Below are 15,498 nucleotides of genomic sequence, written 5' to 3'. Positions count from 1 at the left end.
CCAGCGCACTCCCCCGCCAAAGCTTAGCCGGCTATTACTGAAGCAGCTTCAGTACAGCGGATGGCAGCTGGTTGGCCTGAGCCAGAACTGCGGTCGAAGCTTGTTGCAGAGTCTGCTGCTTGGTCAGCTGGGCAGTTTCAGCAGCGAAGTCGGTATCTTGTACGCGACCCAGTGCAGCACTGGCGTTTTCGTTGATGTTCTGCAGGTTGGAGATGGTGCTGGTCAGACGGTTCTGAGCGGCACCGAGGTCAGCACGGCTGGAGTTGATGGTAGCCAGAGCTTTGTCGATGGCGATCATCGCGGCCTTGGTGTTGGTCTCAGCGGTGGTGCTGTTGTTACCGGTGATGTTGATGGTACCGGAGTCAACGCCCAGGGTAGTCGCGTCGAAGCCGCTGTCCAGGGTGATGGTGATCTGGTTGGTAGCACCGGTGTTGGAACCGACCTGGAAGGTCATGGTGCCAGCGGAACCGTCGATCAGGTTCTTGCCGTTCAGGTTGGTCGACTTGGCGATACGGGTCAGTTCGTCCGACATCTGAGCAAATTCTTTGTTCAGAGCGGTACGGTCTGCAGTGCCGTTGGAATCGTTACGGGACTGAACGGCCAGTTCACGCATACGCTGCAGGATGTTGGTGGATTCTTGCATCGCGCCTTCAGCGGTCTGGGCGATGGAGATACCGTCGTTGGCGTTCTTGATTGCCATGGTCTGGCCACGGATCTGCGAAGTCATACGGGTAGCGATCTGCAGGCCGGCGGCGTCGTCTTTAGCGCTGTTGATCTTCAGGCCGGAAGACAGGCGAGTCATCGAAGTCGACAGAGCGTCGGAAGCACGGTTCAGGTTTTTCTGAACGTTCAGCGACGTAACGTTGGTGTTTACTGTTAAAGCCATGACGAATTCCTCGTTGGTTGGGTACTGCGGCTTCCGGCCCTGGCAACCGCCGGGTAATGGCCTAGAGAACCTTCGTAATAGTTATCGTCGCGGATGCAAGTTGCTTTAGGGCTTTTTCAAAAAAATTTGCCATCACCCTGCCACCCCTTTAAATACAAAGGCTTAAGCCCACGCGAACGAAAATCTGACGCCAGAAAAAACCACCCTGATCGACTCGCACTGCAACGCAGGAAAACTCAACCGGCGAACCCGGCTTGCAACCACTCCACCAGTTCGTACTCCAGATAATCTGCCAGGCCCAGCCAGTCCTGCGCTTCCTGACAGGCCAACAGCAAGCCCAGTAGGTGGACCCAATCCTGTTGCACTGACGCGGCGGCGGTATCCACGAGCATCTGGACAGGCTCGAACAGCTCCACCATCTCCCCCACTGCCTCGACATCACGTCCCAGCCGAAACAGCTCGGCAACGCTCCTGGCACGGCCCAGCAAAGGCTCAAGTCGATTCATTGGGCAAAATCCACATGGAAGGTAGTCCCGGCGATCATCGCGCCATCACGACTGGTATTGAAGAAAGCCACCTCAGGCTGACTGGCGATGTAACGCTCCAGCTCACATAGATAACTGCGGAAGTTGAGCTGGGTCCTCACCCGCCGGCCATGGCCATCCAGCACCCAATGCTTGGCAGCACTGAGCTGCGGCCCCAAATCACCATCCTGCCAGCCGGCATGGGTACGGTTCATTGGAAAGGCGAAGTCCGCCCCGAACAAGGTGATGCGCTTGCCACCCATCTTCACCGCCAGATCCACCGCCGGATGAATCACACTGCCTCCAGCGTGCAGCAGTGCCCGCGGCAAGCGCTGGCGCAGCTGTTGAAAAATCGGGCTGGCGGAATAAGCCACATAACGCGGCCCGCGCCACCCTTCGAGCACCAGGGGATCGGCCAACGGCAAGTAGACCAGGGTGGTGCCTTCACTGCCCTGGGACGGCAGGTGCCGACTGGAAATACGCTGATCGATGCTCAGCACCAGGTCTGGCCGGATACCCTGCCTGAGCAGCGGCTGATAGGCCGTGTCGACACAGATCAACAGCGGCCGCCGTGCCTGTTCACTCAGCGCACGCAGTGCAGCGAAATGGCGCTCCAGGCTCGGCCCGGTGGCAATCACGAAGACTTCCCGACCGGCGCAAGTGTCGAACAGCTGGGCCACATCGCGATCACCCGCTACCCAGGGTTCCACAGCTGCCAAGCGCTCATTGATAGAGGCTGCATCTGCATTGAACAATCGGTTGTTGAACTCCAGGTGAGTCTCGCTGATCAACCGATCGCGAATCTTCGCGTTGTAGTCGTCCGCCAGCACCAACTCGGCAGGCAGCGCGAAAAATGGCAGCTGGATCTCGTGCAAATCACCGGCATACAGCAGCTCCACCCGCGGATCGACCAACCACGCATCCTGCTCCAGCAATTGCAGCACCAACTTGAACACCGCACCGTTGAGAATATGCACATACAGGCGCTGCAACCCAGGGCGCGCCAGCAGCGCCTGCTGCAGATCGCCCAATCCACAGCCATACACATGCAGGACAGGCTCATCGGGCAGGCTGGCGGCCTGCAACCGGGCCTCGTGGGTACGGTCGTGGCGACTGGTGAGCTGGATGCCGGCGATACTCAGGGTCGAGCCCAGCCCCTCCACCAGGCTTGCCTGCAACGAAGCGCTATCCTCTGCCACCAGTCGCGCCAGCAGTGCTGGCCAGCGCCTTTGCAGTACCGCCGCGTTGTGTTCAAAGCTGTCGCTCATGCTTCCTCGCTTGCCGCAGGTACAAAAAAATAGCGCCCAAGATTACACCTTGAGCGCTATGTGTGCCGCTACGAACCAGGTCTCAGGCGCGATAGATGATCGCCGACCCCCAAGACAAGCCAACGCCGAAGCCACTCAGGGCTACGCGCTTCCAGCTCGAATCGAACATGTGCTTTTCCAGGAGCAGGGGAATGCTCGACGAGACAGTGTTGCCTGTCTCGACCATGTCCTTGACGAACTTGTCCGGATCACCCTCGAAACGCCGGGCCACGGCATCGACGATGGCTGCACTGCCCTGGTGAATGCAGAACGCGTCGATGTCCCCAGCTACAAGGCCGGACTCTTCCAGCAACTCATGCAGATGGGCTGGAACCTTGAGCAGGGCGAAGTTGAATACCTGGCGACCGTTCATGAAGAACACACCGTCAGTGACCTTCAAGTGCGGCGCACCGGAACCGTCGGTACCGAACTTGGCCTTGCCCAACTGCCAGGTCGCATCCTCGCCCAGCCAGGTGGCGGTGGCGGCATCACCGAACAGCATGGTGGTATTGCGATCCTCGGGATCGACGATCTTCGAATAGGGGTCGGCGGTCACCAGCAGGCCGTTCTTCAGCCCCGCGGCCTCCATGAAACCCTTGATGGCGTAGATGCCATAGACGTAACCGGAGCAGCCCAGGGAAATATCGAACGCCGCCACATTGGTCGGCAGGCCCAGCTTGTCCTGGACGATCGCTGCGGTATGGGGCAAGCCCTCTTCATCGCCGTTCTGGGTGACGACGATCAGCGCATCGATGGCTTCGCGCTTCAGCTCGGGGTTGGCGGCGAACAATGCATTGACAGCTTCGACACACAGATCGGAGGTCTCTTGCGTGGCCTCCTTGCGCGGCAGGAAGGCCGAGCCGATCTTGCCCAGGATGAACTCCTCATCCTTGCCGAATTTTGCACCTTGTGCGTAATTGTCCAGGCCGGCTACAGGCACGTAGCTCGCAATGCTTTTTATGCCAATCATCACGGCTTCCCAATAATAAACAGCTCAATACCCCCGCTCAGTCGCCTGGCAGGGGCTGCCGAAAAAACACGGATAATTCCGTCGAGCACGGCGTTATCGGGAAGAACCAAGGGCTATCACGGACCTGGCACGCAGGGCTGGCGCCATCTTCCCGGGCCATACATTACAGTGAAGATGCACGTTCTGACCCGCAGGTCACGCCATTTTGCGAATCAGCGCCACAAAGGCCTATTCGACCAATGCCCAATCCAGCGCGGTCCCACGCTTGATCGCCTGGCGCGCCCGACGACCGAGCAGCGCGTCATAGTGCTTGGGAGCCAGCCCGAGCCCGGGACGAATGGCCCTCAGGTTATCGGCACTGAACACCTCCCCCGCCTGCATGTCCCGGGTGACATACAACGAGCGCCGATAGACCAGGGACTTGCCCTCGGCCTCGGTGGCGCCATAACGCACCTGCCCCATGGCCTGCCAGGCTCGCTCGGTTTCCACCACCAGGCTGGCCAACTCCGCTGGCTCCAGGGAGAAACTGGCGTCGACTCCACCAGCCGCCCGATCCAGGGTGAAGTGTTTCTCGATGACGGTCGCGCCCAGGGCCACCGCCGCCACTGAAACCCCAACCCCCATGCTGTGGTCGGACAGCCCTACTTCGCAGCCGAACAGCTCCCGCAGATGAGGAATGGTCAGCAAGTTGCTGTTGATCGGAGAGGCCGGATAGGTGCTGGTGCACTTGAGCAATACCAGGTCCCGGCAACCAGCCTCGCGAGCAGCCCTTACGCTCTCATCCAGCTCGGCAATGCTGGCCATGCCGGTGGAAATGATCAGCGGCTTGCCCGTGGCCGCCACCCGGCGGATCAACGGCAGGTCGGTGTTTTCGAAACTGGCGATCTTGTAGGCCGGGACACCGAGCCCCTCCAGGAAGTCCACCGCGCTTTCATCGAAGGGCGTGGAAAACGCCAACATGCCCAACTCCCGGGCCCGGGCGAAGATCGGTTCGTGCCACTCCCACGGGGTGTGGGCCTTGCGATACAGCTCGTACAACGAAGAACCCGCCCACAGGCTGCCAGGGTCCTTGATGAAGAACTCGCCCTGATCCAGGTCCAGGGTCATGGTGTCGGCGGTATAGGTCTGCAATTTCAATGCGTGGGCTCCAGCCCTGGCGGCCGCCTCGACAATCCGCAACGCCACATCCAGCGACTGGTTATGGTTGCCGCTCATCTCGGCGATGATCAACGGCGCGGCGCCAGCACCCACTGGGCGTGAACCGATCTTGAAACTAGTCATCCAGATGTTCCTTCAGTACACGGGTGAAATCGCAAGCGCCCTGCTGATAGCCAGCCCGGCGAAACAGCGCAAGCGAAACCTGATTCTCCGCCATGACATGGGCCCGCAAGCGCTCCACCTCAGGCCAATGCTGCGCCAACCAGGCCTCGCCTCGCTCCAGCAAGGCCCGCCCCCACCCCAGGCCAAAGCGTCCGGCGAACAGATAGACCGAGACTTCGGCCTCAAGACCTTCACGGTCATAACGCAACACACCCACAGGCCCATCGGCCAGTTCGCCGATCAACAACCGGCGCTCGGGGTCGGCCAGGCACGCTTGCAACCACCGCAAATGCGGTGGCCAATCCAGCGCCTCGGGCTGCCTGGACCAACGCCTGACCGACTCATCCTGGCGGCCATCGAACAACAAGCGAGCATCCTCGAGGGTCGCTGGCCGCAAGCGCAGCGTGGCGGCGAACAGCGCGGCGGCCACCCGCTCGACACCTTGCCCATCCACCAACTGGCGCCCATGGAGTGCCAAGCTATGGCGCAACCCCGGATTGCCCAACAACAGCACCAGGGCCTGGCGGATCTGCTGGACACTCACCCCCTCGCACGGCCCCAGGTAGAGGTGGGCCCCCGCCTCGGCCAGCAATCGGGCATTGAGCTCCTGGTTGCCAGCCACCGTGATGCACAGCGTCGGCAGGCCAAGCACGGCTCGCTCCCAACTGGTGCCGCCACCCGCCCCCAGGCACAAATCGGCACCGGCCATCAGTTCGGCGAAATTCTCCACGTAGCTGTGCAGACGCCAGTTATCCTTGCCGGCGCTCAGCGCCTGCATGGCTTGCCAATCGGGGTTGCCGCTGCCAGCGACAAAATCCACCTGCAGCTCCTGCATGTCGACCAAGGCTTGCATGGCCTTGTAGGTCTGGCCGGCGGCATCGAAACCACCGAAGTTCACCAGCACCCGTAGTGCCCGGGGACGAATGGCGATGGCCGGCCGGCGAAACTCCTCGCGCAACATCGCAAAACGCGGACCGAACAAGGTCCGGCAAGCCGGATCATGCAAACCTTCATAGGCTTGGGCAGTTCCACTGAAGTTCTGGTCCAGCAACAGGTCCACGGCATGCCGCCGATTGGCCAGGTCGTCGATCGCCGCTATGCGCGGCGCCCAGCGGCGCGCGGCGGCCTGCCAGCGATGATCGAGAGCATAGTGATCCACCAGCACCCAGTCGAAGCCTGGAGAGCAGCCCAATGCTTCTGCCAGGGCCGCGATATCCGCCTGCCAAGGCAACAACGCCTCGATACCCGCCTCAGGCTGCTCCCCTGGATAAAGGCCAGGCAGTTGAAAAGTGGCAAACCCCTCGGCCTGCAAGACTGTCAGGCGGTGGCCAGGCAGATCGCGGCAAGCGAAGGCCACTTCAGCCCCCTGCCGGCGCAACACCCGGGCCAGGGTCAGGCAACGAGCCACATGCCCGCTGCCGATGGCCGGTGAAGCGTCCGCGCGGATCAACACTCTCACTCCAGCTCTCCCCCGGCCTTGAGCGCGGCATACAGGTACTCGGCGCGCTGCCAGTCTTCCTCGGTATCGATGTCTTGTACCAGGTGGCGTGGCAACACCACCGGCAGACTGCAGGACGAGAACAGCATCTCGCCCTGCAACCAGGCCCTGGAGCGCCCCCAATAGAATTGCCCGGCATCCTGGTAGGCTTCCGGCAGATCCTGGGAGCGCACTTGCCGAAACTCGGGATACAGCGCCTGCAAGGCACCGTCCTGGTTTAGCGTCAGGGCCCGCTGGACCGGAAAGCCGAAGCCACAGACCGAGAAGGCGAAGGCCTTGTCTGGATGAGCCATGAGCACTTCAAGGCCCTGACGCAGGTAGCGCTGCTGCAGCAACGGCGCGGTGGCGTAGATGCAGCAGGCGTAGTCGTAGCTGCGCCCCTGCTCCTGCAAGGCTTGCAGGGCATGGGCGATCACGGCGCCAGTGCCAGCGAAGTCATCCGCCAGGCTCTCGGGGCGGAAAAAGGGCACCTGGGCCCCACAAGCAATGGCCAGTTCGGCGATCTCCTGATCCTCGGTACTGACCACCACCTGCTCGAACAAACCTGACTGCAATGCCTTGTCGATGGACCGGGCGAGCATCGGCACGCCATCGAATGGCTTGAGGTTCTTGCGCGCGATACGTTTGCTGCCACCGCGCGCAGGAATCAGTGCCACACAACTCACAAGCCTGGTCCTCCGCCATTCATCACTGCCACCAGCAACCGGCGCCCCATGCTTCGTCATTTCGCCCCACCGCACCAAACCCGCTCAATCCAGTATCCGCCGCAAGTGTCCCACCACTTCATCCTGCAACTCTTCGCTCAGTTCCGGGAACAGCGGCAAGCTCAAGGCCTCCAGGAAGTAGCGCTCGGCCTCGGGAAAATCTCCCGCGGCAAACCCCAGCTCCTGGTAATAGGGCTGCAGGTGGACCGGGATGTAATGCAAGTTGACTCCCAAGCCTGCCGCCCTCAGCGCCTCGAAGACCTGGGCCTGGCTCAGCCTGATACGCGCCAGATCCAGGCGCACCACATACAGATGCCATGCCGACTCTGCTCCGTCCTGGGCGACCGGCAGGATCAACGGCAGGCCAGCCAGCAGCTCCTGGTAGCGTGCCGCCAGCTTGCGACGCCGGGTAACGAACTCATCGAGCCTGGCCACCTGTGAGAGCCCAAGGGCGGCATGCAGGTCGGTCATCCGATAATTGAATCCCAGCTCCAGTTGCTGGTAGTACCACAGCCCCTTTTCCACGACCTGCATCGCTGCCGGATCACTGGTGATCCCGTGGCTGCGCAGGCGACGCAGACGCTCGGCCAGATCCTGGCGATTGGTCAGCACCATCCCGCCTTCGGCACTGGTGATGATCTTCACCGGATGAAAACTGAAGATGGTCATCGCCGCATAAGCGCCACAACCCACTGGCCGCCCCATGTAGGAAGCTCCCACGGCATGGGCCGCATCCTCGATCAGGAGGAACCGGTAACGTTCGGCAAGCCTGGCGATAGCTTGCAGGTCAGCGCTTTGACCAGCGAATGCCACCGCCACTACCACCTTGGGCAAGGTCCCTGCGCGCTCCGCTGCCTCCAACTTGCGCGCCAGCAACTGCGCATCCATGTTCAAGGTCCGTGGGTCGATGTCCACGAAGCCCACTTGGGCCCCGCAGTAACGCGCGCAGTTGGCCGACGCGACGAAGGTATTGGGGCTCGTCCACAACCAGTCTCCCGGCCCCAGGTCCGCAGCCAGGCAAGCGATGTGCAACGCCGCCGTGGCGTTGCACACCGCCACGGCATGCTCGGCCTGGCAGTATTCGGCCAGGGCCCGCTCGAAGCGCTCGATGGTCGGTCCTTGAGTCAGCCATGGAGACTTGAGCACCTCCACCACCGCATCGATATCAGCCTGGTCGATGCTCTGACGCCCATAGGGGATCCGGTACGGGCTCATGATGGCAACCCATCGCGAACTGCCGCACTCAAGCCTGGAAGCACAAGACGCAACATCCACAGGTGATCGGACATATGAAAATCCCTCAGGGCAATCAATTGGCAAGCAGTTGCGGCCAGTCCACCCGACCCTCGGTCTTCAGGGTGAAGCCAGCGCCGGTCAGCGCCAGGTTTTCGTTGTAGCTGGTATCCAGGGCAAAGCGCTCCGCCCACTTGTCACGCAGCGCTGCGCCAGCCTGCGAATCATCGGCCAGGGTTCCCGGGTGCAGGATTTGCGCCTGCGGTGTCAGCACGGTGAGGTAACCGGCGGCAGCGGTTTTCAAGCACAGGTCGACATCGGCGAAAGCCTGCTCGAAGTGCTCTTCGTCCAACCCGCCCACGGACTCGTAAAGCGCCTTGGCGATCATCAGGCAGATGCCGGACACCGCCGAGTAGTTCTTCTCTGCCCACAGGCTATTCATGTAGCCCGATGCATCCTTGGCCGCACCGGCGAAAGCCGCCCCCAGATGGCCATTGAGCCCTAGCACCAGACCAGCCTGGGTCGTCATGCCCCGCTCGTTGACCAACCGTGCACCCACCACCCCGACTTCCGGACGCTGGGCCTGGTTGAGCAAGCTTTCCATCCAGTTGGCATTGACCACCTCGGCATCGGACGACAGCAGTACCAGGTACTCGCCCTTGGCCTCGCGGGAAGCGGCGTTGTACAGCGCCGAGCGGCTCACGCGGCGCGCGTTGCGCAATACACGGATACGCTCGCCGCGGCTCTCGAGGCTGGCCAGCCAGCTGTCGAGCTCGGCGTCCTGGCTGTGGTTTTCGGCTATCAGCACTTCGTAGCGTTGGTAGCGAGTGCGTTGCAGTACGCTGACCAGGCAACGCTGCAACTGGGCGAAGTTGTCCTGGCTGGCCAGGATGATGGACACCAGTGGACGCTCGGCATGCTGGTAATCGATCTGGTAGGTGCCCGGCTGCGCCGAACTGACTTGGGCGCGGTAGCCACGATTGGCCAGATGGCGAGTCAGTACCTGGCGCTCCTCGGCATTATCCCTGGCCTGCTCGGCCTGGCAGATCAACAACGGCTCGGCCAGGTGAGCCAGGCCCGCAAGGCCACCGTCCTCGATCAGGCGCAAGATCAGGTCCAGCTCGATGGCCTTGGGGAACTCCCGACTGAATCCTCCTGCCTGCACCATGGCCTCACGCTGGAACAGCCAGTGACGAGCCATCAATCCCGGGGCGCTCTGCAGCAGGTCCAGGTTCACTCCTGGACGGAACACCGAACTCAGGGAACCATCGGCCTGCCGCTGCAACTCATCCATCGCCACTGCCCTGATGCCTTCAGCCCCCATCAACTCGAGACTGGCACGCAATAGCCCACTGTTCGCCAGCTGGTCTCCTGCTTCCATCAATACGACCCAGTCGGCGGCGGACTGCGCCACAACCTGATTGAGGCACTCGATATGGCTGCCGATATCGACCTTGATGAAATGCACGGTGTCTCGCGCAGTGGTAGCAGCCGGCAGCGCACCAGTGGTCAGGACCGTCAGCTTGAAGGCCTTGCAATGATTGGCCATCAAGGAGTCGAAAGTCGCCTGCAACTTGACCATATCGGCATCGAGATCAAGCAGCAGGATCTGGAATTGCGGGCCACCAGCGCGCTTGCCCAGGCGGTTGGCAATGAACTTGAGCTGACCCGGCTTGGGGTTGCGTCCCTCCAGCCAACTGAGCAACTGGCCAGAGCGGGTGCTGGTAAACAATTCGCGATTATTGGTCGCTGGCAAAGCTTCGAGACGCGCCGACCATGCCTGTAACTGACGGTATACCTCGGCCTCATCGGTATTACGCATGGACTCGGCCAAGCGCTTGACGACGGTGGCGTGGAACAGATTCAGCTCCAGGGCCTCCCACAAGCGGCTGCGAATGGTCTTGGCGTTGTCGTTGGGATGGACCCGCAACAGCTCCTCCTGACGCAGCAGCACACCTTCCAGGGCATCGAGTTGCCGCGGGCTCGCCGGCATGGCATGCATCAGGAACTCGATATCCGCCAGCAATTCGAACACTGGCTGGTTATAGAACGGCAGCTCGACAAATTGCTCAGGCTCGAAGGCCCGCACGGGCGGCTTGCCCATCTCGCTCCAGGTCGAACGGAAGACCATCGGGCTCTTGAGCGCACGGCCACTGGCGAAACATTCGGCCAAAGCCTCGAAACTATCCAGGACCGCCTGCTTGACCGGCAGTGCTTGCAAACCAGGAAACTCGCAAGGCAAAGCACCGAGCAACTCGGCGAACTGCTCCCGCTGGGCCTGGGCGCCCGCATCCTTGCGCGCCAGCATGGCTTGCAACTGGGCATTGCAATCGGAAACACCGTTTCCAAGGGCACGGACGACGAAAGGCACCGGCAACACACGGGCCTTGGCACTCGCCAACAAGTAAAAAGCGCGGCCGATTTCCTGCAGTTCAAGCCCTGTGCCCGATGGCAGGTGGGCGTACCACTGGCGCAGCAGTTGAGTCCGGACGACTGCATTGAACGGCGCCAGGAAATTGCCCATGAAACTCAGGACCCGCGCGCGAGGATCGTCGCTGGAGAAGTCCTCGATACCCTTGCGATCGCGCAGGTAGTAACGGGTCTCCAGGCCCTGCGCCGAATACATCAGCCCATAACCATGGCAGAAACCATAATCGGCGTGAGCTTCCAGGAACTCCAGGGCTTGCCCAACCCCATCACGAATGAGGAAATCATCATCATTGACGAAGGCCATGTAGGGCGTTGCAACCAGCTCCGCGCCTTGGGCCAGCTTGGCCTGCAGATCAAGTTGCGGCAGATGCCGATAGCCGATCCCGGGAAACTCCCGGGACAGAGCCGTGTCGGGTTCCTCGGACGAGTCCAGGACCAGGATTGAGCACGAATAGGCGTTGTGGTACTGCAAAGCCCGCCGCACAAGCGCCTTGGAGTTGTGGGTCAACACCACCAGCGTGAAGCGCTCACTGAGTGGGAATGCATCATCGCCTGCCTTAACTTGAACCCGCATCTGTCTTTTCCTCATCCGGCCGATCGCCTGGAATCTCAAACCGTTAATACTCGATGAACCTGGCCGCAACACTGCTCATGCCGGCATCATCGAATCGAGTCACGCAGCTGTTCGACCTGCCCGCCACGGCCAATACCAAGGGCACCTATTACGCGCCACGTTGCGCCAAAGAATTGGCTTGAAAAAAAACACTGCCAACGCTGCCCATGGGATCGCCGAAAGAACGAGCGGCGGTGGCACCCCTCACCACCAACAACGTTTGTTTTATGACAATTACCAGGAGGAACTGCAGGAAACGCGCCAGTTCACGGTATTGTCGTGCTGCTCCCTGTTCGTCCTCCCGATCCTCGAGAACTCCAGGCAAAAAAAAGCCACGCGGCGCAGGCGTGGCTTTCCGTGGTAGCCGACTCAGTCCGCCAGCCACCCCCACATCCAATGCTGGAGATTGTCGCTACCCAGCATGAAGTCCCGATGCACAGCCTCACGCAGCTCATCGCCCATGCGGTAACTGGCCAGCGGATCCGCCAGATGCATGCGAATAGCCTGCAACCACTCTTGCGTACTGTTACTGCGAACCTTGGTGCATGGCAGGAAGCCGCGATACGCCTCGGTATCGGTGCAGATGACCGGGTAACCGCAAGCCCCGTATTCCAAAAGCCGCAGATTGCTCTTGCAGTCGTTGAAGATATGGAACTCCAGTGGCGCCAACGCCAAGTCCAGGTTCAGGCTGGCCAGCTTGAAGGGATACTCCTGCAAGCCGATCGCCGGATGGAATTCATGCACATAAGGACGCAGCCCCTCAGGGCACATACCGAAGAACACCCACTCCACCTCATTGGCCAGTTCGCGCACCACCTGCGCGATGACCTCCAGGTCTCCCGTATGGCTGGTGCCGCCACCCCAGCCCACCCGCGGCTTGCTGGAAGTACCACGCTGGCTGGTCAGGCGCGCCCAGGGCTCGGGTGAAAGCATGTTGGGCACAATGCGGATATCGCTATGCATGTTCGACAGCAAATCGGCCAGGGGCTGGGTAGTGACGACCACTCGATCGCACAAGGCGATGCCATCACGCAGCATCTGCTCGATATTCGCCGGCTTGTTCCGGGCATGGCTGTTCTTCTTCGGAGCATTGACGACATAGTCGTCGAGCTCGAAGATCCGCAGTGCATCGGAATATTTCTTCATCCGCAGGATGTCACTGGCCGCCCCGTCGCTATAGCGTCCCTGGAGCACGATGCTGCTGGGCGACAAGCGTTCGATTTCCACCGAAGTCGGCGACTCGTAGGCCACCCTGGCGACGATCCGGCCGGCCTCCTCAAGCGCTTTCAAGGGACTGAGCACCCGGTAATGCCCGACCGCCGAACTGTTGACCGGCAACCCCAGGACCAGGGGCAAGGATCGACTGCAGAATGGATTCCAGTTATTGCGCAAGGGCGGTTCCAGGCTGAAGCTGGAAAACCCCAGGCTCAAGGCCGGATTGTAGGCAGGGTCGCGGGCAATCTTCGGCAGCCAACGGCGATAGAAAGCCTCCTGGTCGGCTTCCGATGCTTGCTGGCCCGGGACCTGGGCAGCCCCCAGCATCAAGGTGGCATGAGGCGTCCAAACCACCAGGTAACCATTGCGATCGACTCGCAGGCATAGATCGGCAGCCCCCAGGCTGCCCGTGAAATCCTGTTCATCCAGGCCACCAAGGTCTTCAAAGACCTCCTTGCGCACCATCAGACAATCGGCACTCACCGCACTCCAGTTCTGCACCACCTGCAAGCGCTGCATGTAGCCTCGCACGCCCAAGGCTTCACCGACGAAAGGCGAGCCCAGCGGCCCGGCCAATCCGAGGATTTGCCCGGCATGCAGGATGGAGCCGTCGAAGGCCAGAAGCCGTGCGCCAACTACGCCTACTTCCGGACGCTGGGCTTGATTGAGCAGTTCGTCCAGCCAGTCGCCGCTGCAGATTCGCGCGCTGTTACTGAGCAAGAGCAGGTAATCACCCCGCGCCTGGGCCGCCACGCTGTTGATCAGCGCGGTCTGGCTGGAAGCCTCGGCACCGTCCAGCACCCGTAGTAGCGCCCCGCCCAATTGCGCCATGGCCGCCAACCAGTCCGCCATGGCCGGATCCTGGCTGCCCGCGTCCACCAGGAGAATTTCATAGTGGTTATAGGCTGTCTGCTCGATCAGGCTTTCGACGCATTGTTGAAGTACCGGAAGACAATCACCACAAGTGATGATGATCGATACCAGCGGCCGAGCCCCATGCAGGTAGTCGATACGATTGAGCAATGGCAGGTCATCGTGGCGGATCCGATATTCCACCCCGATACGCTGCAAGTGAGCGGCCACCAGCCCTTCGCTGGACTCGATCACCCGCGGACTGGATAGCCACTGGGCGAAGGACAGCTCGGCCTCCAGCTGGATCTCGGCGATATGCTCGATAGTCTGCGGCCCGGCATTTTCCACCAGGCGCCACAGCAAGTCCTGGGGCGCCAGCTCGCCGCGCCGCGGATCGAATCCATCCTCGGCCAGGAAGCGCTCCCGCGAGAACGCCAGGGCGCGCCCGACATACGGGTAGCAACGCATCAGGTCCAGGTTGAAATCGGGCTTGAACACCGGCTCGGTCGATTCCCCCTCTCGCAGCGCACCTTCATCGCTGTAGGCACAGAGCATCGCCGGCGTATTGGCGATCCGCTCGGCCAGCACCAGCAATGCCGACTCCTGCAACCGGTCTCCGGCCTCTAGCAGATAGAACCAGTCGCAACCGTCCAACTGCGGCAACAACAGGTTGAGTTGCTCTACCCAACTGGATTGCAGCGGTTGATACAGAGTCCGCCCGGCACTCTGGTGGTCACCAGGGGACAGAACCAGCACTGCCTGTGGCGGATACAACTGCTCTTCCAGGCTGCCCAGGGTTAACCGCAAGGCTTCAGCATCACCCGTCGAATCGATGACCACCGGCACCAGGTTGACCTGACGCGGCCAACTGGCGATGCGCTGTGGCATCAGACGCTGCTCCGCCTCCGAAAACCTGCGTGCCGCCAGCCACAGGCGATAGAACTCTTCATAACTCTGGCTTTCGCCACCAACCCTGCCATTGACTACCGCGCTACGGTTGCCGAGTACATGCAGCACCCCCAGCTCCTTCCAATGACGAGGCTGTTCGCTGGCCAGCGACAGATCCACATAACGTACCCAGCCAGGCGCCGGCGCCGGCTCACCGCGGCGCTGCTCCAGCATCCGCGCCAACCAGCCCCATTGCGCGGCCGCAGCCTCGAGCATTTCCGGCGTGCGGCTCAAGCGTTCGGGATACAAGCGCTCGCAACTGAGCACTGTGGAAAGTGCCACCAGGTTGCCGCAACGCATCAAGCAGACGAACAGAGCCAGATCGATCAGGGCCGTGAAACCTTCCCCCGCCTGGGTCAGGGCCGGCAACAACTCCAGGACATCGGAGCGGCGCATCATCGCCGCACTGAAATTACCCAGGAAGTTCTTGCGCGTGGTTTCGAAGATAGCCGCCATGTCACTGGCCTTGAGCAACACATCTCCAGGAGCGAAACGACAGTTCTCTATCCGCGGCGGCAGGATGAAATTGCTCTCGTCATTGAACAGTCGCAAGGCAAGAACCAGGCTGACTCCTGGCTGCGCAACCAGAACTGCGGCCTGCTGGGCAACACAAGGGGGAAACAGCCGGTCATCGTCGCAAAGCACCTTGATCAGCTCGCCACGGGCCTCCCTCACACAGCGCAGCAGATTTTTCTGCAACCCCAAATGCTCCGGGTTACGCATGTAGCGCACCGGGTGCGCAGGCCCGACCAGGTCCTGGACGATACGCTGGATTTCATCATCGGCACTGTCGTCGCACACGACGATTTCCAGCGGTTGATAGGTCTGCGCCAGAGCACTTTCCAGGGCCTGGGCGAAAAAGCGCGAGTTGAAGGCAGGGATGACGATGCTGACGAGGGGGGCTTGGTTCACGGCGGGAAACTCTCGAGCGGCGAACCCCGGCAACGAGGCCGGGGCTGCAAAACCGCTTGTAGAAAGACGGTTGGCGGCTCGACGGC

Annotated in this window: 10 protein-coding genes; all 10 read right to left on the bottom strand. The window is 61.4% G+C overall.

The window, feature by feature from the left end:
* Nucleotides 1-34: 34 nt before the first annotated feature.
* A complete protein-coding gene (locus C4K40_RS08235) occupies nucleotides 35-886 on the bottom strand; it encodes a flagellin domain-containing protein (protein ID WP_053135104.1) in 852 nt (283 codons plus the stop codon).
* Nucleotides 887-1,122: 236 nt separating this feature from the next.
* A complete protein-coding gene (locus C4K40_RS08230) occupies nucleotides 1,123-1,392 on the bottom strand; it encodes a hypothetical protein (RefSeq protein ID WP_031320609.1) in 270 nt (89 codons plus the stop codon).
* Nucleotides 1,389-2,678 (bottom strand): motility associated factor glycosyltransferase family protein, encoded by a 1,290-nt coding sequence (locus tag C4K40_RS08225; protein ID WP_053135107.1) that lies wholly within the window; start codon nucleotides 2,676-2,678, stop codon nucleotides 1,389-1,391. The genes C4K40_RS08230 and C4K40_RS08225 overlap by 4 nt, the downstream gene beginning before the upstream one ends.
* Before the next feature lie 82 nt (nucleotides 2,679-2,760).
* The gene (locus tag C4K40_RS08220) at nucleotides 2,761-3,687 is read right to left on the bottom strand and encodes a ketoacyl-ACP synthase III (RefSeq protein WP_022641293.1); all 927 of its coding nucleotides are present in this window, start codon (nucleotides 3,685-3,687) and stop codon (nucleotides 2,761-2,763) included.
* Nucleotides 3,688-3,915: 228 nt separating this feature from the next.
* Nucleotides 3,916-4,968, bottom strand: coding sequence for a pseudaminic acid synthase (gene pseI, locus C4K40_RS08215; RefSeq protein ID WP_053135110.1), 1,053 nt, complete (start codon nucleotides 4,966-4,968; stop codon nucleotides 3,916-3,918).
* Nucleotides 4,961-6,466, bottom strand: a complete 1,506-nt coding sequence (gene pseG, locus C4K40_RS08210; protein WP_053135112.1) for a UDP-2,4-diacetamido-2,4,6-trideoxy-beta-L-altropyranose hydrolase — start codon at nucleotides 6,464-6,466, stop codon at nucleotides 4,961-4,963. Before pseG ends, pseI begins: the two co-directional genes overlap by 8 nt.
* Complete coding sequence (gene pseF, locus C4K40_RS08205) at nucleotides 6,463-7,170, bottom strand: pseudaminic acid cytidylyltransferase (RefSeq protein ID WP_031320607.1); 708 nt, start codon at nucleotides 7,168-7,170, stop codon at nucleotides 6,463-6,465. The genes pseG and pseF overlap by 4 nt, the downstream gene beginning before the upstream one ends.
* An 84-nt stretch (nucleotides 7,171-7,254) precedes the next feature.
* A complete protein-coding gene (gene pseC / locus C4K40_RS08200) occupies nucleotides 7,255-8,424 on the bottom strand; it encodes a UDP-4-amino-4,6-dideoxy-N-acetyl-beta-L-altrosamine transaminase (RefSeq protein ID WP_053135115.1) in 1,170 nt (389 codons plus the stop codon).
* A 94-nt stretch (nucleotides 8,425-8,518) separates the two neighbouring features.
* Complete coding sequence (locus C4K40_RS08195; protein ID WP_053135118.1) at nucleotides 8,519-11,446, bottom strand: TIGR00180 family glycosyltransferase; 2,928 nt, start codon at nucleotides 11,444-11,446, stop codon at nucleotides 8,519-8,521.
* Between the two features lie 408 nt (nucleotides 11,447-11,854).
* Entirely contained in the window at nucleotides 11,855-15,412 is a 3,558-nt protein-coding gene (locus tag C4K40_RS08190; protein WP_022641285.1) for a glycosyltransferase, read from the bottom strand.
* Nucleotides 15,413-15,498 lie beyond the last annotated feature (86 nt).

The sequence above is a fragment of the Pseudomonas sp. CMR5c genome, assembly GCF_003850545.1.
Lineage (GTDB): Bacteria > Pseudomonadota > Gammaproteobacteria > Pseudomonadales > Pseudomonadaceae > Aquipseudomonas > Aquipseudomonas piscis.
The sequence above is the reverse complement of the archived record's forward strand: the minus strand, read 5'-3'. Positions and strand labels throughout refer to the sequence as shown.

Excerpts from the sequence above, each read along its gene's own strand:
- pseC (WP_053135115.1), bottom strand. The coding sequence starts at position 8,424 with ATGAGCCCGTACCGGATCCCCTATGGGCGTCAGAGCATCGACCAGGCT.
- C4K40_RS08225 (WP_053135107.1), bottom strand. The coding sequence starts at position 2,678 with ATGAGCGACAGCTTTGAACACAACGCGGCGGTACTGCAAAGGCGCTGG.
- C4K40_RS08235 (WP_053135104.1), bottom strand. The coding sequence starts at position 886 with ATGGCTTTAACAGTAAACACCAACGTTACGTCGCTGAACGTTCAGAAA.
- C4K40_RS08220 (WP_022641293.1), bottom strand. The coding sequence starts at position 3,687 with ATGATTGGCATAAAAAGCATTGCGAGCTACGTGCCTGTAGCCGGCCTG.
- C4K40_RS08195 (WP_053135118.1), bottom strand. The coding sequence starts at position 11,446 with ATGCGGGTTCAAGTTAAGGCAGGCGATGATGCATTCCCACTCAGTGAG.
- pseI (WP_053135110.1), bottom strand. The coding sequence starts at position 4,968 with ATGACTAGTTTCAAGATCGGTTCACGCCCAGTGGGTGCTGGCGCCGCG.
- C4K40_RS08230 (WP_031320609.1), bottom strand. The coding sequence starts at position 1,392 with ATGAATCGACTTGAGCCTTTGCTGGGCCGTGCCAGGAGCGTTGCCGAG.